This is a genomic window from Aliivibrio fischeri (genome assembly GCF_009727955.1).
Taxonomy (GTDB): Bacteria; Pseudomonadota; Gammaproteobacteria; order Enterobacterales; family Vibrionaceae; genus Aliivibrio; species Aliivibrio fischeri_A.
In genome coordinates this window covers 572,223-591,679 of the sequence record NZ_WOBR01000004.1, presented here as the reverse complement: position 1 = coordinate 591,679, position 19,457 = coordinate 572,223, and the positions used below count along the sequence as shown (strand labels likewise).

Genomic DNA, 19,457 nt, shown 5'->3' with positions numbered 1-19,457 from the left:
TTTATTACAACTCACTCTCTAGTTGAGTTAAGTAATCGCGCATATATTGAGTGCGTTTTTCGGCCTCAGCTACCGCAGATATCGTTTTCATCGTATTCGCTAGTGTTAGCAACTTGGCATAAAAATGATCGATGGTATAAGCCTTATCATTCGGCTCTCTGTGATAACAAAATGGATCATCAATGAAGTAAAGTGGTGAATTTAATTTCGTACTGACTTGTAGACAACGAGCGATACCTATTGCTCCTAAAGCATCCAACCTATCTGCATCTTGAACGATCTTTGCTTCTAACGTTCTCGTTTCTACTTTAGCACTAAAACTATGAGCAACAATCGCATGGTGTATCTCATCATAAAACTCAGGTGGATAGCCAATCTCCTTCAAAAACGCCAAGGCTTTATCTGCCGCGAATGCCGAACTTTGAGAGCGATTCGGATGATCTTTTGCAAAAGAAAAGCAATCATGTAAATAAGCAGCAGGAATAACCACTGCCTCTTTTCCCTTCTCTTCTACACACAAACGCTTTGCCATACTAACCACTCGCAACACATGGTTAATATCATGCGCTAAGTCTTGAACCATTTCTTTTTGGATAAAACTCAAAAACTGAGGCTCAAAATGTTCTATAGATTGCATTGTTGTTTCTCCAACTTAAGCTCAGCCGATACTTTGGTCACTCGAACTGAAATCGCAATACAAATTAAATAAGGACTTAAATACCAAAATATCTCTTCAAGTGGGTGTTTCTTCGTTTCTTGTAGTGTGGTCTCATAAACCTGTTTTTGAGTTTTATAATTATCAAACATGCTACGCAACCAAATCACATCAGATTCAATAATGCTTTGGCTAAACGTAATTGGTGGTAGGTTTTCAAATCCAATATTGGGTAAATCATTAAATCGAACAGATTCTAAATATTTTGCTGAATCAAGAAACCAAGAACACGATTGTTTTGCTACAAGATCATCCTCTACACCCGTCGCTCCAGAGCACAAATAGCTTTTTAATTGATTAACAGTATAACTATTAATGGATTCTAAGCTGGTTACTGCTCGCGTGTGTTCAGTTTCAGCCCAATCGGCAGCCACTCTTGAGCGAACCTCTGAAACCGTGCCCATCAACCCAATAGCAGCAACCAAAGGCCAAAGGTAATCCACTTTCTTCCATTGGATTTTAGTTAAATTTTTACCACACCATAATGGAATATGAAGAAACCCAGTCAGCAACAATGTCATAAAGAAAAAGAAAGTCGAATGCGCAAGAATAATCTCACTACTAAAAAAACTATCCATAACTACCTAAATATGTTCATTTTTCTAAATATACAATCCAAAAAATAAGTAATGGTGCCAGAATATGACACCATTACTTAAATAAAACTCAGTGATTTAGCCGAAAATAATTAATTCGAAAAAATTCTTTCGCAAATAGCTCACACTAAACGGATTTGATGACTCTACAAGGATTACCTACCGCAACGCTATTATCGGGAATATCGCGGTTAACAACGCTTCCTGCTCCAATCACACAATTATTTCCAATACGTACACCAGGAAGAACAGATACATTCCCTCCTAGCCATACGTCATTACCAATAGAAATACTTGCACCGAACTCCGTTTTTTGTCGCTCGATAGGATCAATTGGATGCGTACCAGTAGAAATCATCACATGTGGCCCAAACAGCACATTGTTTCCAATAGTAACCTTACATACATCCACAATCGTCAAATTATGGTTAGAATAAAAATTACTTCCAATTTCAATGTTATAACCATAATCACAAAAGAAATTTGGCTCTATATGTGCTTTGTCCTTTATACACAGCAACTCACTTAAAATAGCCATTCTTTCATCAAGCTTAGTTGGGTTAGCTAAATTAAATTGGTGGCAAATCGCTTTGGCATTCATACGATCATTTAATAACGTTTCTTCCCAAGCATCATAAGGAAGCCCTGCGAGCATTTTTTCTTTTTCAGTCATTGAAACCTCAATACATAAAACAACTGAGGCTCTTATACCTATCTTCCACCACGCATTCTGCTAGAAAGATCACTAATTTACTCTCTTTACTAAAAGCTTACACAATCCTCATCAATTTCGACTAGCAGTAGACAATAAAGCTCCTGCTCCGACAAAAACGGTTCCACTTAATTTGTTGAACCATTTAGCACGTCCTTTAACCATTAACCAGCGAGACGATGAAGAACCTAAGTAAGCATAAAACAGCAACCAAGAAAGCTCTAATACAATAAAAGTACTCGCAAATATCAGGTATTGAGGAACAAGAGCCACTGATGGGTCAATAAACTGAGGAAACAGAGCAGTGAAAAACAAAATCGCTTTCGGGTTACTAGCACCAACAATAAAGCCACTTACAAAATGCGCTTTAAATCCTGTTTTAATCTCTGTATTTTCAGCCGATGATGTATAACTTTCTTGTTTTGATAAAAAAGCTTTTATTCCCATATAAATAAGGTACGTCGCACCAATCCATTTAATGATCGTAAACACCAATTCAGATGAGGCAATGACAACCCCAAGCCCAGTAAAAGAGAGTGACAGGATAATGGTAATCGCACTTAAACTACCTAACGCCGTAAAAAAGCCGTGCTTCCACCCATGCGTCACCCCTTTTGTCATGCATAATAATGAACTTGGGCCAGGTGAAGCGGTAAGTACCAATACCGCTAGCACATAATAAATCCATATTTCTAACGCCATAATAGAATCTCCTTATTCCATTTTTTGTCCATAAAGGATCTATTAAAGCGTATATATGGGATTTTACAAATTACGCATCCCGTTCATCTTGCTTTAACTATTTCAAGTTACCCAATAGTTATCTAAAACTGATTGCAAATTACGTATAAAAACCTACTATTTACCCATATTTTAAGCGATAAGGCTCTTTCTATGATTGATCGTATCTATAATGCTTACCAAGGCGAAGTGTACGGCATTGCTTTTTTTACTTACTTCTCCGAACGCTACTCTATGCTCAACAAAAATGAGCTATGGAACACGTTGATTAACGTTGAAATTCTTACAGCACAGTTGCTAGAACCGACACTTACAAAGCATAAGATTCAGTTTGATATAAAAGATCAAGCGATGTTAGTAAAAGGGACTTCTGATGCACATAAGTGGATTCATTTAGAATGGAATGCATTGGTGGATACATTGGCACACTGGGTAGAGCCTTATGAAGTGAAATACCGAGAATGGGCTACAGAAGCGACAGAAGAAATGGAAGCGTTTCAACTCATTGCTGATCATGAAACCGCCATTTATGAGTGTTGGCAAGCGGAACTTAACCAGCAATCTGGATTACCTATCCTTCTCTCTTTTATTGAAAAGTATCGTTCATAAAATTTTTTAAACGTATTTAGGCTTTATTCAATGGATAAAGCCTTTTTTAACTTAGTGATTAGTATCCCCAAGAAGAATATCTGAAAGTTTACTTCCAATACTAAAGCACGCAATAAGTACAACAAAAATAATTAATAGCGATACGACATATCCCATAAAAACGGATAAGCCAAATCCCCATACAACAGAGAACACCAACCCTTGAAGTGCCTCATACGGCCATTGGTAAATCGGAAAATGAGAGCCTCCCGCTAGTAACAAGATAACACCCAATAACCCCAACAATGACGCCAACAACCCAAATACAGTTGCTCTTTTCATTTTTCTTTCTCAGCACAAAATTGAAGACTCTAATTTACAGCATAACTTCAAATTATCAGAGCATTTTAAACGATTTAGATTGATGAAAAAGACACCGAAGCCTAAAGTACAAATGCTATATTGATTTGTTCAATTGTTGTTTTGGAGTACGTCATGAAACTGATCTTAAATGCTGATGATTTTGGTTTATCAGAAAGTGTAAATAATGGCATTGTTGATTGCTTTAAATCTGGCACAGTAACATCAACAACAGTCATGATGAATCAACGCGGTATTGAACATGCAATTGAACTCTACAAGCAAGGTTTAGTGCCTGATATTGGTTTGCATTTTACGGTAACCGCAGGAAAACCTTTATCCAAACCAGAAGATGTGTCTAGCTTAATTGATGAGAATGGTTATTTTCTCAATAGACAAACCCTGATGACAAAACAGGTTTGCCAAGAAGAAGTCTATTTAGAGTTGAAAACACAATACCAAGCGGCACTTAGTGCGGGTTTTAAAATTAATCATATTGATAGCCACCACTTTGCAGGTGTTTATCCCCCATTAAAAAATGCGTTTATTCGCTTTGCTAATGACATTAACCTACCCGTGCGTAGAGTTGATAACATCGTTGCTGGCCAAGATACACTGACAGTACCGACCCCAGATGCATTTGATATGCGCTTTTTTGATAGTGGTGCAACGTTTGAAAATCTAAAAACCATCCTTTTAGAATACAAACTCACACATCCTAACGGTATCGTTGAGTTAATGTGTCATCCAAGTAGTGACACGAATGATCTTATTGAACTGAGCAGTTACCATGAAATGCGCAGTATTGAAAAAAACATTTTAACGTCACCTGAGTTAACTCATTGGCTAGAAGAACAAGGCATTGAGTGTGTGGGATTTAATTATCTAAATTAAGCACAACCTAACGATAAAAAACAGCAAGCCACACTGTCGTTTCATTTGGTGCTGTGGCTTGCACCTTATGCTTTTCGTGCGCTTTAATATTAAGGTAATCTCCTTCATTTAGGGTAATAACACGTCCATCATCAAACTCAATAACACCGAATCCAGATAAGACTAATACCCATTCATTTTCATCTTGATCATACCAACCTTGTTCAGGGGAACTATGCCCATGAGATAAAATCCGCTCAATACGAATATTGGGGGTAGATAAAATGTCTTCAAAGATCTCACTAGGTAATTCGTTTGGTATATCAGTAAACAAATTCGACATTAATCTTCTCCAATTAATTCATGATTCAATTGCGTAGATATCGCTTCAAACTTATCTAAGATTTGCTTATAGCCATATTCCGAAGGCAATTCCCAATCATGACAACCTGAAAGACTTGGTACCCCGGGTAAAAGCTTAAGTTGTAGCCGAGCTTTGTTGTCCCTCGCCATAAACCGAAAATCATACGCTGAGTAACAATATAGAGGCTCTGTCGGCGAGATTTTCCACTTAACAATCCCTTTCCCGATGAATGACGCATTAGCGCGATCCATCACCCTGATCTCAGTTTGATGCTGTTCATAATGATTCATCAAATACTGATGGGTTATCTCCCACAATTCACTCTGATTTTTATTCAGATCAGTGTAAGTGTACATTTGAGCTTTTACATTGACTGGATCGATCTGCATGGTTAGTGGATCTGATGAGCTGCACCCATTTAAAAATAATACAAAAACAGACATCATAATGTGTCTTTTTAGAATGATTACGCTCTTATTTTTCACAATAACTACTACTCAAATTAATTATAAGATTTGTCTTTCCATTACATAGTTGATTAACTGCTCGCCTCTCACATCAATACATTGAGGTTTAACAACCGTAAAGCCAAAACGCTCATAAAAAGGTTTTGCTGTAATACTGACATGAGAATACACACGAGGCAGTTTTCGCTCTTTAGCAAGCTCAAGAATATGTGTCATTAAAGTACTACCAACCCCTTTTCCTTGATGTTGGTAATGACAAAAGAAATGATCTATCAATCCATCGTCTTGCAAATCTGAATAACCGACAATCACACCGTCTATCTCTGCAATAAAAGGATTCAACGATTGCATTTTGTTCTTCCAAATATCGGTATCAAAAGATTCAGGAGCCCAAGCCGTCACTTGCTCATTAGAATAATCTTTACGATTTACCTTTCGTACCGTATTAAAAAACAGATCCCACAAAGCTGATGCATTTTCTTCTTGATATGTTTTGATGACTATCATTGGTAACTATCTTTTGTTAAACCATAAATAGCATGATCAATAATGCGACCATTTAAGTTCTCACTGCTAGTGATAATCCCTTCTAATTTCATTCCGAGTCGTTCGCAGACTGATCGGCTTGGTTGGTTATCTACCGCAGCTGAAATTTGAACCTTATTAAGACCAAGCTCATTAAACACCATATCAATAAGTTTAGATACACAACGAGTGATTATCCCTTTCCCTTGATAATCCTCATTTAACCAATAACCGATTTCTGCCGTTTTCAGATTTTGATTAATCGAATTAAAACTGATGTTCCCAACTAATTCACCCTGATAAATCATGCCGCAAACCATGCTTTTTCCTTCAGCATAATCTAATAAAGATTTAGTTATAAAAGAATGGAAAAAGACTTCTGAATCAGCATGTGGTGGCCAAGCCAACCATTGAGATAGATACGCTCGTTGCCTTGATACAATATCGAAATACTTAGGCGCAAAAGAAGGTTCAATAAGGGCTAGATTTAATTCGTTATCAACTTTTAACGTAAACATAATGAGTTACCTTCCATTGGTCTTACTCTCTTTAAGAGATTTCAACATAAAAAAATCACACGCAACACGGTTTGCCATTGTTGGTTGATCCCAAGCACCGCATAAATCTTTTGAATTATTTGGTGTACGAGTAAACTGGCGACACTGCCCACACTTATATATTTTCCCATCCATTGGGTTATCCTCATCCCTAATTAATTAGGCTTTAAGCTTTCTTTACAAACTGAGCCGTCACCATCATTTCGCCAACACCATCAACCTTACAGTCTAATTGATGATCTTTTCCATCAACAATACGTTTGATAACCGCTTTTGTTCCCACTTTAATCACTAAAGAGCTGCCTTTAACTTTTAAATCTTTAGTTACCGTTACCTTATCGCCTTCTGCCAACAACGTACCGTTAGCGTCTTTAACGATCACCTTATCTTCCATAAGCGCTTCTTCAGGGTTCCATTCATGAGCACACTCAGGGCAGATAAGATGGTTTTGATCTGGATAAACAAATTCAGAGTTACATACAGGACAAGGAGGAAGAGACATATTTAGATTACTTCTTAGTTAATAAACATAATCTCTATAGTAATAGGTCTATATAAAGAATGAAATGCCTTCATGAATATCATTAAATCGCAAATACAAAAACGCCCCATTCAAGATGAGGCGTTAATATTTAAACCGCTTTTACGCTAATTGTTTTAGCTTATGCTCAACTAACGGGTCATCAGGCACTAACAACTGTGCCATTTCTAAAAGCTGAATGGCATCTTGTGGATGCTCATCTTGGTGCTTAAGTGCGATATCAATCAAAGGCTGAACATCTATCTGTGCTTGGTGTTCTTGTACGTGCGCTTCTTTCTCACCAATAACAATGTTATGTGCTTTACTCAATAACCCCAGACGATGCTCAGAGCTTGAGTTCGCTTTATTAAGGCGTTTGTAATAATCTTCTTTAAAGCGTAACGTTTTAGTCTGCTGACGAAATTGAGCAATATCGACCTTTTGGTGACGCATGAAATCAACCGCCACCTGTTTGTAAAAGCCAAATTTATTAAGGTAAGTGGCGTGAGTACCATGTCCCATACCAAACACACGTAAATGCGTTAGCTCAGGATAACGTTTAGCGTGCAAACGATCGATTCGGTTTGTTGGGTCATAAATGATATAGCCCTTCGCTTTTCCTAAATCAAGATCGTGATAATCGCCTTCCCAATCAAACTTCTGTGCAATTTCAGTGCTTGATCTGTCATCCCATGGCGCAATGTTTTGGTTTTTAGTACTAACAGGATGAAACAACAAAACTTGGTCAAGTTGCAACAAATTAGCAAATGCACCAATAGCGAATCCACCACGACTTAATCCATACCCTAAACGATACGTAAATGGTTCAAGCAAGGTAGATAATTGCTCTAAAAAGAAGATTAAGTTTCGACTACGGAACCAGTTACTTTGGCCCAAGTGTTGAAATGAAATCACATTAACGTCTTGTTTGCGTGCTAAATGATAGCCCCAAGGCGCATAATCTTCGTGAAGGTCTTGCTCTTTTAAGTTAGTTCCCGCAGGAGAAAACGTAAACAGTAGTGGCTTGTCCAAATCAACAAACTCATACTTAACAAACACATCGTCAAGTAAATCGCTGCCCGTCATCGGAAGTCGCGCTTGTTGTTGTGAACGTGAGTTGGTTAACCACTCATCTAACCAATACAGTAATTTCATTTAGCTCTCCTTTAAAACAGGCGCGAGATTGTATCAAAGATAACCGCTGAACGAAAATTTAGTTTGAGTACTAATAATTACAACAGAAATGATTTAGCTAAATAAATGATAAAGCCGCCTAAAAAAAGAGCGGGGGTTTCCTCAAATTAGTCTTTTAAAACAAAATAATGCCACGGCCTTTACTTTCTATGTTCTACATCACATAACAGCACAAATTAGATCTCAATAATAAGATTAAAGGCTATATTTAAATTATTTCTATTGATAAAATAAATAATACTTAATTCTTTTTTGATATTCCTGCATGAAACTAAAGCTTTTAACAGCTTCGCTGATTTCAATAACGCTAATCGCTGCGCTTTTTATTCACTTTTCATCAAATGATGCATCTACAAGCACATCAAAAGAATCATCTTCAATCAAAAAAGCCATTGAGTTAATTCTTGATATTCAATCAGCACGCCGTGGCGAACATCTTGATTTTTTAGAATCGGCAGTCTCACAAGATCCCACTTTAAAAACAAACAAGTCAGATATCTTTTATATCGAATTTATTAAAGGCTATATAGCATCAGCCAACAACCAATTTGATCTTGCTGAAAAGCATTTTAATTACGCAAAACAATACATCTATCCTGCTCTTCCCTCACATGTACTGTCCCGTTTTTATTATGAAAGAAGTTATATTGAAATAGAGCAAGATCAATATGAAAAATCGAAACTTAGCTACCAAAATGCAGAAAATCTATTTAATTCAAATCAAGACTATAGCGATGCTTTTATCTCGATCTCACTAGGTCGAACGTATGATCTTGCACACGTTGAACAAGGCAGTTTACTCAGTATTCAACAAGCTCAAAAAACACTCGAATTTGCGCAAGAGATCAAATACCAAGAAATGGAACAAGTCTATTTCATCCTTGGCCTTTCCTACTGGAACAATAACCAAACCATTCTAGGCATTGATTTTAAATTAAAAGCATTAAATATTTACATAGAGAAAGAACAGTATAGCGATATCGTTTACACCTTAACGGATATTGGTATCGATTATCTGTTTTTAAAAAACTACGACGAAGCAATTCGCCAGTTAACGCAAGCACTTGAATATCAAAATAAAAATAACAACACAGAACCTGACGAAGCCTATTACATCGTATATAAACTATACAGTGCTTATCTTCAAATCAACGACATGGAAAATGCAAAGTATTATTTAGATGAGGCGGCGAGACTCCTTAGAATACAGAAAGACTCCATTGTTAAAGAGAATTTTCAAACAAACCAATTATTGCTAGAAGCAGAGTACCTGTCGATTATAGGAAAAGCGAAAGAAGCGCTTATGCTACTGACACAAGCCAGCGAGCGTCATGCAAATGGACTTTCAAATAGCTTTTATCATTTCGACGTCACTTTATATAACGCTTATGGTAAGGTTTACAATCATTTAGGTTTGTATGATGACTCTATTCATCACCATATTTTAGCCAAAGATGCGATTCAAAAACGTAAATTGTTTTATCTAGAAGATGAAACTTACTTCTATTTATATGATGCCTACTTGAAACAAAAAGACTATCAAAAAGCGGCGTTGTATTTAGCAAAAAGCCACGCAGTAAAAACCAAACAATTGAATGATAATAACCAAGCACAAACGCAGTTTTTACTTCACTCTTTTGATAATAAAAAGAAAGAAAATAGGATTTTACAACTTGAAAGAAACGCCAGTAAGATTATGTTCTTCTCTGGTTTTCTTCTTTGTATTTTGATCGTTATTGCCGCTTTCGCCCGAATTTTGATGAATAAAAACAAAGAGATCAACGCACTTAATCTTAAATTACATGATCTTAGTTTAACGGACGGTTTAACAGCAGTACCCAACCGCAGAGCATTAGAACTTCATCTATTAGAGAATAAGCAAGATTTAACGGTTCGCTCTGTCATGATGATAGACATTGATTACTTTAAAAAATACAACGACACCTATGGTCATAAAAAAGGTGATGAAGCATTAATCGCTGTCGCTAAGGCATTAAAAGAAAGCTGTAAAGAAAATGACTTTCTTACAAGATTTGGTGGTGAAGAATTTATTATTGTGATGAAAAATACCAATAAAGCAGAATCAATACAGATGGCCGAAAAAATTCAAGCCTGTATTACTTCTCTATCTATTCCTCACGAGAGTTCTGATGTCTCTTCCTTTATCACGTTGAGTATTGGTATTACTACCTACTCTATTAATAAAGAAGATGATTCAAACAATGAAAAGGCGATCATCGAAGCTGATAAGGCGCTGTACTATTCTAAAAATAATGGTAGAAACCAGAGCAATCACTTTTGTGATATTTAAATATGAAAAAGCCGAGTAACACTCGGCTAAAAATCAGATTTTATTAATGAAAATCAACTGATTGATGTTTGCATCGATAAATATCAGCTGCAAGTGATGTAGGATTAGCACCATCTGTGTCAATTATTTTTGTAATATGATATCTATTACCACCACGCATAAACACTTCATTTGAAAGTTCTATATAAATGTTGTCTGGGTTTGTTTTGTCTACGACATGACTAGTCAGTACTTTACAATCTGTATTTTCAATTTCTGAGAAAGTAATAGGTTTAACATCATGAGCGCCTGGTAGTAAATTTACTCTCCCAGCAGGTTTAACTTCATAAGGATTAGGACAGCTGTATATTTCAGCAACGACTCCCGTAGGCTTGCCGCGACGTTCACTTAATACTGAAGATACTCTATAACGATTACCACCAAGTAAAAATGTTTGATTTTTAAGTACTGGCAATACGTTGTTAGGATGAGATTTTTCTAATACGTAAGTATCAACAATTTCACAATTCAATTTATGTGCAGCCATTTCTGATATAGGACTAATAACTTTAGCTTCCGGCATAATTGGAATTTTTCTAGTTACACATCCACTAACTAAAAAGAGCATACAAATAGCAAAAATAATCTGTTTCATTTAAATATCACAAGAAAAAAAGAGCTTTTTATCAGAGAGTTAAGAACAATCAAAATGTATAACTATCAATTGAAGATAACTTTATATTTATGTTCTATTTATTCTAAATTACTTTACTCTTTAATAATCTATAAATAAAAAATAAGTAAGTTACCCTGCTCGGCTTTTAGATGTATTTTAACAACATTGCTATTTGCTAGTTTATTTTTTGTACAAATCGCACGATTTAATTAAATTGCACATTTTAATCGATACCCTATAATTATTATTGTAATTCAAGAGTTGGAGCTTAACCATGTACACATTAACAGCAAATGATGCCAAACGTAATTTCGGAGAACTACTTTTAAACGCTCAACGTGAGCCAATTAAAATTAGCAAAAACAGCAAAGATGCCGTTGTTGTGATGTCGATAAAAGATTATGAAGAACTTGAAAGTATGAAAGCGGATTACATAAAACATTGTTTTGAATCTGCAAAAAAAGACTTGGCTCAAAACAATGCAGTTGACGGTGAACACTTCTTAAAGACGCTATAAGTAAAGTATGCAAAAGAGTAAATACAAACTAAGTACATTAGCACAGGCTCATTTACATAAAATCAAAAATTATACCGTCACAAACTTTTCGCAGATGCAGTGGAACAACTACAAAGACATACTTCTTAATGGGTTTCAGATGCTAGCTGACAATCCAAGTGTTGGTAGAAGTTGCAATGATTTATATGAGAACGGCTTTTACTTCCCAGTTGGAAAACATACGGCTTATTTCACTAAGGAAGACGACTTTATTTTAGTCGTTGCAGTCCTTAGTCAAACCCAACTACCACAAAATCATTTGCGATGATTTGGATTGGTAATCAGACACTCTAATAAGATTTGAGCAATGCTTTATGATGTATTGATTACGCAAGCGCCCTAATTACAGCTTTAGGATCTTTAGCAAGCACATTTAGTAATACCAACGCAGGACCTCTAGGCGTTCTATCTCCACGCTCCCAATGACGTAACGTTCCTAAGCTAATACCAAAAGTAGATGCAAATTCAGCTTGAGTCATTGCTATGTTATTACGAACGGCTTTAACGTCAACAGGAGAAAATTTGTGGACTGTCGCCCTTTTAGTTTCACCTTCAGAAAACTCAATTGCTTCCATTAAGCCTTGTTGGATACTCTCAAATGCACTACTCATGATTGTCTCCTGTAATTATCTGCAAGTATTTTGGTTAATTTATTAAGAACATTACATTCAGCTTTGGATAGATTTGCTTTCTCATTTTTTCCAAAGAGTGAAAGCATAAAAAGTGGTATATCTTCATTATGATAATAATAAATAACTCTTACACCACCACTTTTTCCACCGCCTTCTTTCGCCCATCTCAGCTTACGAACTCCACCAGTACCTTGCATTAATACACCTGCTTTAGGATGCTCTGCAAGATAACTGATGATTTGTTTGTTCTCATCTTCAGAAAGAAGTTTCTCAACTCGTTTCTTGTATTCGGGTAATTCAACGATAGTATGCATAAGCTCAGTGTAAGCCAATGGATTACTTCTGGCAAGTTCTGCTTACATCTACCCGATAAAACGCATTAACGGGCTTTTCTACAAAATACGACCACACATGCTTAAACACTGCATGCTGATTTGGAAATGGAGCCAACTCCAGCGCTTCTTCTAAATTACACCACTTATATTCGGTATGTTCTTCATTTAGCACCACCTCTTGCTGTGGTGGACACATCACAACAAAAACGGGGATGAGTTGAATAACATTAACACTGGCTTCGTAAAATTGTTCTAGATACTGGGCATTGTATAGGTTTGAAACGTTAATTTGAGTCTCTTCCTTAAACTCACGAACGATTGCATCAATACCCGTTTCACCCTGTTCAATTGAGCCGGCAACATGACACCAAAAGCCACCTTTGACTCTTTTCATGAGTAGCATTTTTACTTCGCCATCAATTTTTGATAACGCCACGCCAGACACGACAGATGAACTTAGTGGGATCATATTTACCTCAAATTTGAATTGGTGAACAACACAAACCTATTTATTTTTTTCTTTGTTTTGTAAATATTCGGCATATTTCTTAGAAATAAACTTGTGGATATGAAGCCCTGTTTTACGAAGTAAATACCAATCTATCGCAATTAATATGAGTAAACCTATTACCGTTCCCATTTGAAACCCTCCCTGAACATAGAATCATAACTCTACCAAACCATTGGTAAAATTTATAAACCTGAAAGCAATTTATGCTAAGTAGCTATGATTTTTAGAGAAGTTAAAGTCTGTTGAGGGAGAAAAACTCATTTGAAGTAGAGAGAAAAGATGCCGAAGGTCACGCTAAACACAAAATGCAACGCACAGTAAAATTTTATGCGTTGCGAATCATTTTTTAACAGTTTGTTAAAAACCATCTTCCGCCAACGCTGCTCTAACGTCATCTTCACATCTTACACAAGCAAAATGTTTGATTGTCTCCATATCGCCTGTAACAAACTCATCACAATTAGGGCATGAAATAGCTTGCCAACCTCGGTCAAAACAAGTGATGCAGCTCCAATGACCATCTATGTAAAATACGGATGGTTCATCGTCATGGCATTCGTGACAATAGGCAATCCATTCTGTGCCTTCTTCACACCAACCATCTCCATCAGAGTATTTTTCGCGGCAAGCTTTTAGGACTTGTTCATGCTCGATTTCATTATGGCAATGAGGACAACTCTTAAAATTTTTGTTGAAAAATTCGATATCCTTGTTGCAATGATGGCAAGGAATCGTAGCTGCAGTTGGGACGATAAAAATATCTTTAACGCCACATACTAGGCACTGGTATTCATTGCCCCAACTATTATGTTTAGTAATTTCAGCAGAAGCCATATTACAATGGCTACAAACTTCAATCTGTTTACCAGATTTTTTCTTAATCTCGATGGCGGTAGTTATTTCGGCAAATCTTGCAGCAATAAATTCCTGCTGCCCCATCATTCGGTTATGAATTCTCTTAATTTCCTCAAGGTAACCATCAAAAATAGGGGACCAAGTCGTTACAATTAATTCATGTAGATAGTGCCAAGCACTCCATTGCTCAACTACAACACTCACCTTAGTTGCATCAATATCTTGATAATTAGTATGAGCGAAATGAACGATTTGATTTCGATGCTCTCCTAAAGCTTTGAACACATCGACGGCTTTAGCAGGAAGAGGAGCACGAAGGATGTTTTTCATTCTTTTAACAGCATCATCAAGGAATACGGAATGAAAATCTCCCACTTGAAAACTATCAAGATTTGCCAATTCAGGACGACTAAGAATTAGTGTCCAATGTTCATTCATTAATCTTGCTTTCAAAAAAAGTTCAATCGATGAGTAGAAATCAACAATTGAGTTTTTTGGTCTCTTATCGAGATCATCTAAAGATGCATCAAGGAAGTCGATTGCATTTTTTACCAATGCATCAAACATTTCTTCTTTACTTTGTTTCTTTTGAGAAATGAACTTATGTCCCACAATTTCCACCTCTGGTTTTTAACGCCCTGTTAAGGTGTGAGCAACGCAATACCGATACAGCCGCATACCACCTTAAAATACTAAACGCAACGCCTAGCAAAAATACCAAGCATTGCAAATCACTCTTAAACAGATTATTGCTGTACTTTTTCATTACGAAATTATTTGGTTTACCCACTAACTTCCATTTACTGAACTACTATCGCCAAGCGAAGGTCAACTGTTATTTTTCAATTTTAGTAATGTGTTACGCATTTTCCACAAACGATAATTGATTGTTTTCATAGAGCCAAGCCTCAGAGAACATCGATGGTTCTTTATTTACAACACTTTCATCCCATTCTAAATAGCAACAGGAAAATCCAAATGATTTAGTTTTATTTAATTCGTTTGTGATTTTTTCTAAATCTAAGCTCATTTCAGGGACATTACCTATGGACATTAAAACCCAATGTTCATTGCTCCATTCACAATCCAATCGATTCCAAAATGTTCGAGGAACATAACCAGGAGCAACAACTTCATCAACATCTGATTTTTTAATTAATATTCTTCTTCCACATATTGGCAATGCGGCAATTCCAGTTTTATATGACCAGTAATGTTCTTGAAACTCAAAAAATCTTCTTATAAATGATGCTCGACTTGATTTAGAATCACTTATTTTATCAACAAAAAGGTAAGAACTGCAGTTTTTGACAAATTCAGAGGATGTATATGATCCTCTATTTTTCCCTGAATTTATTGCATCAATGTAAATTGTATTAACTTTCATATTTGAAATTAGATCATAATCTACAGGCACTAATTTATTGCCTATTATAAGTAGTTTACAAACATCAGATGCGCGATCTTTAAGTTCTTTTATGGGAATGTTAGCTAGTTCGTTTATTAAATCTTTATTTAAACAGGTTGAACCAAGACCTTTTATAAACGAAATAATGTTTTTAGCTAAATAATGCGATAAATCTTTTGATATTTCTTGTTGAAATGGTAATAAACGACTCACCAGATCAGAACGTTCCAAATTAATAGGTAAACGGCCATCTTGATCAAACACATTTATAGAAGGAGTATTAACATCTATAAAGCCAATTTTATTTGAAATATCAAAATCTTGTAAATATAAGCTATCAGTAATCACTATACCGTTACAAATTAAATGAGTATCAGAGTATCCATATCTAGTTTTCTTTATTCTGTCATATGACCATAAAATATCGTCATAACCATCTGCTACCGTTCTATTCCAAGGAGTATCCTCAATATTTGAGCCTGAATTCGGCACAACCCTAAGCTGGTCTAAATGTTTATCTTCTGAATCTTTAATTATTTTCCTTATTACTTTTGGAGAAGAAAGGGAAAACCAGTCCCATGACCCCACCTCATTTAATAAGCTATCTCTGACTTTATCACTGATTTTAATTGTGATTCTCGTCCCTATATGAAATTCCACATGAGATACAACAATACTGTTACAACCTTTACTGCATTTGAATAAAAGTGCTTTGTCTGCTGCTTGGCTAATATGCCTTGTTTCCACCTCTAGCTCTTCACCAAGAAGATATGCAGCCAATAACCCTATACCAAATCGTCCTGTCCTATAAACGTTTGAGTGACCATCGGTTTCATGATCCTTTTTCCACCTGTCACTGTTTCTAAAAGACGCACCTATATTCAAAAAATAATTTTCAACTACATCTAGTGTCATTCCAATTCCATAATCTTCAATCACTATTTTACTATCACCATTTTTATCATGAAGGGTTACAGAAACGTCGAAATTTGACTCATTTGTAAACGTACGGCCATTTTTGATTTGAGTATCTTTCAGCTCTGAACAGGCATCTATCGAATTTTGGACTAGCTCCCTTACCCCAATTTCAGGTCGGTCTCCATATAGAGGAGCTATTAGCAATTCCATCATTTCAGAATCTGCGGTTTTAAAACTGAGAACTTTAGGAATATATTTAGGTTTTTTATTAACTATGAATTCATCGAAGGAATCTAAAGACGATCTAATTCTTCTAATTTTTATAGCAAAGTTTTTAAGGTGTTCCGACTTTCCATAAACTTCTCCCAGAACAGACCATGAAAGGTCAAGCTCTGATTGAATACCTGCAAACAGTTTTTTCAACTCTTCATATGTAATTGCATCTTCTGGTTCAGCATCTACATAGATAGCTTCTGGATCATCATGTTCTTGGTGTATACCAATGATTGAATTATGCTTTTTCCATTCACCTATAGAAGTTGGACTAATTAGAGTTTTCAAACGTAGTAATTGGTTCGGAGCTCGTTCTGCATGAATTTGAATATAATCTGAAATCCTTAGAAGGAGCATTATGAACGGAACATGTGTATCTAAATGAACTCTCCTTGTGTTTTTTTCAATCATATCGACAGCTTGACGTAATCCTAGATGATGGCTTCTCGCAATAAAACCGCATAAATCTAGAAAGTTACTTTGTGGTTCTTCACCTAGCTTAATTGTTTCACCATTAACACCTGGTACACCATAAAAAGCTATCTCATGTGCCATCCTTGCATGATGTCTACGAATAAATTCTCCGATAAGTAATATATCTCTTGCTGACAAATCAATTTTATTCGTTGGGATATTTTTAACTGGAACAGTATCACCAAAAATAGAATGAAGTTTTTTCGCATCAAACCTTTTCGCCTCTGAGAAATAGTTATTCCATACTTCACTCCAACTATTTTCTGAATTTATATAACGAGATACCACTCTAGGGAATTTATCTTGAATTAAGGCATAAAATCCATCCACTGTAATATGCATTGCACAATCGTGTAACAAAATAGACACAATCATTGCTGCAGCATCTTTCGGTGTTAGATAAGCCCAACTTTCATCCGAAATAATACTATCTGCCGTTAATAAAACTTCATTTAAGTGACGGAACCCATGATCAGTATACTCTGGAAAAAATATAGGCTTATTGTCGCTGATCCAAGGTGTTAAATTGGAAATACTTGAATATACAAAAGCTTTTGACGCTGTATCTTTTTCAAGAAGAGTTTTGGTTCTATTAGGTAATTTTAACAATTCACTTTCCTTATCATTTAAGATTAAAACCTTGAGGTGCGTTAAAAATATGAATATACATGGCGAATGTCTAACGCCCTCTCTACGACAAATGTCATATAGATCGATGATTCATGCTATATGACAACATGTCGCTTTATGCGGTGAATTCAAAGACTACTTTGATAAACCATAAATAGCATGATTAATAATGCGGCCGTTCAGGTTTTCGTGATTAGTAATAATGCCTTCTAATGTCATTCCTAAATACTCACAAACTTTATGGCTTGGTAGATTGTGCTCGCCTGCTGCTATTTGAATTTTCTCAAGCTGTAAATCGGTGAGTGCTATATCGATTAACTTAGATACAGCGCGAGTAATAATCCAATAATGATTTACGGACAAAGCATAAAAAGAAATCTTCAGACTTAGCGTGTAATAGCCAAGCAAGCCATTGAGATAAATGGGCTTCATCCTTTGAGTCGGTTGCTTATCTTTCGCACATCATACCCTTTAATGGGTAGATTTCATTTGTTTTTTTCTTGTTTTGCTTATAAGTTCTAATTTTTATTAATAACTAACCTATTGATAATATTAACTATAGATGAAGCAATTTCTCTTTCACCAAGCATCAGGCACAAAAAAGCCGAGCAAGTTACCCTGCTCGGCTTTTGAATTTATGACAATAAAGTGATTAACTTATTTAATCTACTTTCTTATCTTGTGGTTGGTTTTCAGGAAGGTCTTTCACTTCGTGATACCATAAGTCATGGTGCTCTTTTGCCCATGTCTCATCAACATCACCTGTTACCATGCCATCTAGACCCGCTTCCATACCGAACAGACCGATATAGATGTGGAAGATGAAACCACAGATCAGGATAAGTGCTGATAGCATATGCACAAGGTTAGATAGTTCCATGTCACGACGTAATTGGCCGAACATTGGGAAATCTAAAACAAAACCACTGAAAGCAACAACGATACCGAATACAATTAGTAACCAGTAAATTGCTTTTTCACCACCATTAGAGAAACCTGCTGATGGGTGTGAACCTTTGTGTTTGCCTACCATGCCGCCCATTTTCATGAACCATTGAATATCTGTCTTGTTGAAGATAGATTTTCTCCACCATTTCAGAAGTACACACATTAGTAGAATAAAGAAGATCGGTCCCATGTAGTTGTGGTATTGCTTCGCGGCATAAATGATCATGCCCCAGATTTCACTTGGTAAAATCGGTTTTAAAAAGTGTTTACCATAAACTAAACATAAACCACTGAACGCTAGAGTTAAAAAGCTAAATGCCATGCTCCAGTGTAAGGCGCGATCCATACGAGACCAACGTTTGATCTTACGGCCTGTTTTTGGTTTGCTTAGTTTTAATGGACCAACGACAAAGTACGCCAGTGTTACCATTACTAAACTACCAAAAATAGCAAGTGCACCTAATGGTGACATCCACTTCTCTTTTAGTACAAACCACGTTTCGCCTGCCGTACTAATAAGTACGCCATGTTCAGGCCATTGCGAAGTTGTGTAGCCTTCTTGACCTGCTCTTACTTCACGCCAGATATCTGCGCCAGCAAGTTGGGTCATTTCTTTCTCTGCGCTCTTCACGGCTGCACTCTCATTTGCCATGCTTGGCATAGCAAATGAAAGCGTTAATGCTGCCATTAGCGGCAGCAATAACGAAAGAGAAAGACGTTTTAATTGTTTCAACATCAC

25 protein-coding genes and 1 pseudogene are annotated in these 19,457 nt (G+C 36.2%); 5 read left to right on the top strand and 21 right to left on the bottom strand.

All coding sequences use genetic code 11. The features are described 5' to 3' along the window. Window positions 1-4: 4 nt before the first annotated feature. From GNP81_RS06140 to GNP81_RS06125, 4 genes are all read right to left on the bottom strand, one after another. Entirely contained in the window at window positions 5-637 is a 633-nt protein-coding gene (locus GNP81_RS06140; RefSeq protein WP_155674451.1) for an HD domain-containing protein, read from the bottom strand. After that, complete coding sequence (locus GNP81_RS06135; RefSeq protein WP_196587418.1) at window positions 625-1,293, bottom strand: hypothetical protein; 669 nt, start codon at window positions 1,291-1,293, stop codon at window positions 625-627. Before GNP81_RS06135 ends, GNP81_RS06140 begins: the two co-directional genes overlap by 13 nt. A gap of 145 nt (window positions 1,294-1,438) precedes the next feature. Next, window positions 1,439-1,984 carry a sugar O-acetyltransferase gene (locus GNP81_RS06130; RefSeq protein ID WP_155672324.1) on the bottom strand — a complete coding sequence of 182 codons (546 nt, stop codon included), beginning with the start codon at window positions 1,982-1,984 and terminating at the stop codon, window positions 1,439-1,441. Window positions 1,985-2,095: 111 nt separating this feature from the next. Further along, on the bottom strand, window positions 2,096-2,725 hold the full coding sequence (locus tag GNP81_RS06125) for a LysE family translocator (RefSeq protein WP_155674452.1): 630 nt from the start codon (window positions 2,723-2,725) through the stop codon (window positions 2,096-2,098). Between the two features lie 192 nt (window positions 2,726-2,917). Here GNP81_RS06125 and GNP81_RS06120 point away from each other — a divergent pair, with 192 nt between their 5' ends. Then, window positions 2,918-3,373, top strand: a complete 456-nt coding sequence (locus GNP81_RS06120) for a hypothetical protein (protein WP_155674453.1) — start codon at window positions 2,918-2,920, stop codon at window positions 3,371-3,373. A 51-nt stretch (window positions 3,374-3,424) separates the two neighbouring features. Here GNP81_RS06120 and GNP81_RS06115 read toward each other — a convergent pair whose 3' ends face one another. Continuing rightward, complete coding sequence (locus tag GNP81_RS06115) at window positions 3,425-3,694, bottom strand: hypothetical protein (protein ID WP_155672321.1); 270 nt, start codon at window positions 3,692-3,694, stop codon at window positions 3,425-3,427. A gap of 153 nt (window positions 3,695-3,847) precedes the next feature. Between GNP81_RS06115 and GNP81_RS06110 the strand changes: the two genes are divergently transcribed. Beyond that, complete coding sequence (locus tag GNP81_RS06110; RefSeq protein ID WP_155674454.1) at window positions 3,848-4,606, top strand: carbohydrate deacetylase; 759 nt, start codon at window positions 3,848-3,850, stop codon at window positions 4,604-4,606. 7 nt (window positions 4,607-4,613) lie between these two features. Here GNP81_RS06110 and GNP81_RS06105 read toward each other — a convergent pair whose 3' ends face one another. From GNP81_RS06105 to GNP81_RS06080, 7 genes are all read right to left on the bottom strand, one after another. After that, entirely contained in the window at window positions 4,614-4,928 is a 315-nt protein-coding gene (locus GNP81_RS06105; protein WP_155672319.1) for a cupin domain-containing protein, read from the bottom strand. Next, window positions 4,928-5,395, bottom strand: a complete 468-nt coding sequence (locus GNP81_RS06100) for a hypothetical protein (protein ID WP_155674455.1) — start codon at window positions 5,393-5,395, stop codon at window positions 4,928-4,930. Before GNP81_RS06100 ends, GNP81_RS06105 begins: the two co-directional genes overlap by 1 nt. A gap of 60 nt (window positions 5,396-5,455) precedes the next feature. After that, window positions 5,456-5,923, bottom strand: coding sequence for a GNAT family N-acetyltransferase (locus GNP81_RS06095; protein ID WP_155674456.1), 468 nt, complete (start codon window positions 5,921-5,923; stop codon window positions 5,456-5,458). Continuing rightward, complete coding sequence (locus tag GNP81_RS06090; RefSeq protein ID WP_155674457.1) at window positions 5,920-6,459, bottom strand: GNAT family N-acetyltransferase; 540 nt, start codon at window positions 6,457-6,459, stop codon at window positions 5,920-5,922. The genes GNP81_RS06095 and GNP81_RS06090 overlap by 4 nt, the downstream gene beginning before the upstream one ends. Before the next feature lie 6 nt (window positions 6,460-6,465). Further along, window positions 6,466-6,633 carry a hypothetical protein gene (locus GNP81_RS19305; protein ID WP_012532924.1) on the bottom strand — a complete coding sequence of 56 codons (168 nt, stop codon included), beginning with the start codon at window positions 6,631-6,633 and terminating at the stop codon, window positions 6,466-6,468. 31 nt (window positions 6,634-6,664) lie between these two features. After that, on the bottom strand, window positions 6,665-7,000 hold the full coding sequence (locus tag GNP81_RS06085; RefSeq protein WP_155674458.1) for a zinc ribbon domain-containing protein YjdM: 336 nt from the start codon (window positions 6,998-7,000) through the stop codon (window positions 6,665-6,667). Between the two features lie 141 nt (window positions 7,001-7,141). Beyond that, the gene (locus GNP81_RS06080; protein ID WP_155672315.1) at window positions 7,142-8,173 is read right to left on the bottom strand and encodes a cytosolic protein; all 1,032 of its coding nucleotides are present in this window, start codon (window positions 8,171-8,173) and stop codon (window positions 7,142-7,144) included. Between the two features lie 304 nt (window positions 8,174-8,477). Between GNP81_RS06080 and GNP81_RS06075 the strand changes: the two genes are divergently transcribed. Further along, window positions 8,478-10,523 (top strand): tetratricopeptide repeat-containing diguanylate cyclase, encoded by a 2,046-nt coding sequence (locus GNP81_RS06075; RefSeq protein ID WP_155674459.1) that lies wholly within the window; start codon window positions 8,478-8,480, stop codon window positions 10,521-10,523. Window positions 10,524-10,566: 43 nt separating this feature from the next. Here GNP81_RS06075 and GNP81_RS06070 read toward each other — a convergent pair whose 3' ends face one another. Beyond that, the gene (locus tag GNP81_RS06070; RefSeq protein ID WP_155674460.1) at window positions 10,567-11,157 is read right to left on the bottom strand and encodes a membrane lipoprotein lipid attachment site-containing protein; all 591 of its coding nucleotides are present in this window, start codon (window positions 11,155-11,157) and stop codon (window positions 10,567-10,569) included. A gap of 295 nt (window positions 11,158-11,452) precedes the next feature. Between GNP81_RS06070 and GNP81_RS06065 the strand changes: the two genes are divergently transcribed. After that, the gene (locus tag GNP81_RS06065; protein ID WP_065595112.1) at window positions 11,453-11,695 is read left to right on the top strand and encodes a type II toxin-antitoxin system Phd/YefM family antitoxin; all 243 of its coding nucleotides are present in this window, start codon (window positions 11,453-11,455) and stop codon (window positions 11,693-11,695) included. Window positions 11,696-11,702: 7 nt separating this feature from the next. Then, window positions 11,703-12,002, top strand: a complete 300-nt coding sequence (locus GNP81_RS06060; protein WP_155674461.1) for a type II toxin-antitoxin system RelE/ParE family toxin — start codon at window positions 11,703-11,705, stop codon at window positions 12,000-12,002. Window positions 12,003-12,060: 58 nt separating this feature from the next. On the opposite strand, the gene nadS is transcribed toward GNP81_RS06060, so the two are convergent. From nadS to GNP81_RS06020, 8 genes and pseudogenes are all read right to left on the bottom strand, one after another. Further along, window positions 12,061-12,345 (bottom strand): NadS family protein, encoded by a 285-nt coding sequence (gene nadS, locus GNP81_RS06055; RefSeq protein WP_012533461.1) that lies wholly within the window; start codon window positions 12,343-12,345, stop codon window positions 12,061-12,063. Beyond that, window positions 12,342-12,680: a type II toxin-antitoxin system RelE/ParE family toxin gene (locus GNP81_RS06050; protein ID WP_041941411.1), complete on the bottom strand. Its 339-nt coding sequence runs from the start codon at window positions 12,678-12,680 to the stop codon at window positions 12,342-12,344. Before GNP81_RS06050 ends, nadS begins: the two co-directional genes overlap by 4 nt. 22 nt (window positions 12,681-12,702) lie before the next feature. Further along, window positions 12,703-13,170, bottom strand: a complete 468-nt coding sequence (locus GNP81_RS06045) for an NUDIX hydrolase (RefSeq protein WP_155674462.1) — start codon at window positions 13,168-13,170, stop codon at window positions 12,703-12,705. A gap of 36 nt (window positions 13,171-13,206) precedes the next feature. Next, on the bottom strand, window positions 13,207-13,341 hold the full coding sequence (locus GNP81_RS19455) for a hypothetical protein (protein ID WP_063648376.1): 135 nt from the start codon (window positions 13,339-13,341) through the stop codon (window positions 13,207-13,209). Window positions 13,342-13,569: 228 nt separating this feature from the next. Beyond that, window positions 13,570-14,679, bottom strand: a complete 1,110-nt coding sequence (locus GNP81_RS06035) for a C1 domain-containing protein (protein ID WP_196587419.1) — start codon at window positions 14,677-14,679, stop codon at window positions 13,570-13,572. A gap of 247 nt (window positions 14,680-14,926) precedes the next feature. After that, window positions 14,927-17,749 (bottom strand): HD domain-containing protein, encoded by a 2,823-nt coding sequence (locus GNP81_RS06030; RefSeq protein WP_155674463.1) that lies wholly within the window; start codon window positions 17,747-17,749, stop codon window positions 14,927-14,929. 156 nt (window positions 17,750-17,905) lie between these two features. Further along, window positions 17,906-18,112 (bottom strand): annotated as a pseudogene (locus GNP81_RS06025) (GNAT family N-acetyltransferase); the annotation flags it as partial. Between the two features lie 319 nt (window positions 18,113-18,431). Further along, window positions 18,432-19,454 carry a formate dehydrogenase subunit gamma gene (locus tag GNP81_RS06020; RefSeq protein WP_155674464.1) on the bottom strand — a complete coding sequence of 341 codons (1,023 nt, stop codon included), beginning with the start codon at window positions 19,452-19,454 and terminating at the stop codon, window positions 18,432-18,434. Between the last annotated feature and the right edge of the window lie 3 nt (window positions 19,455-19,457).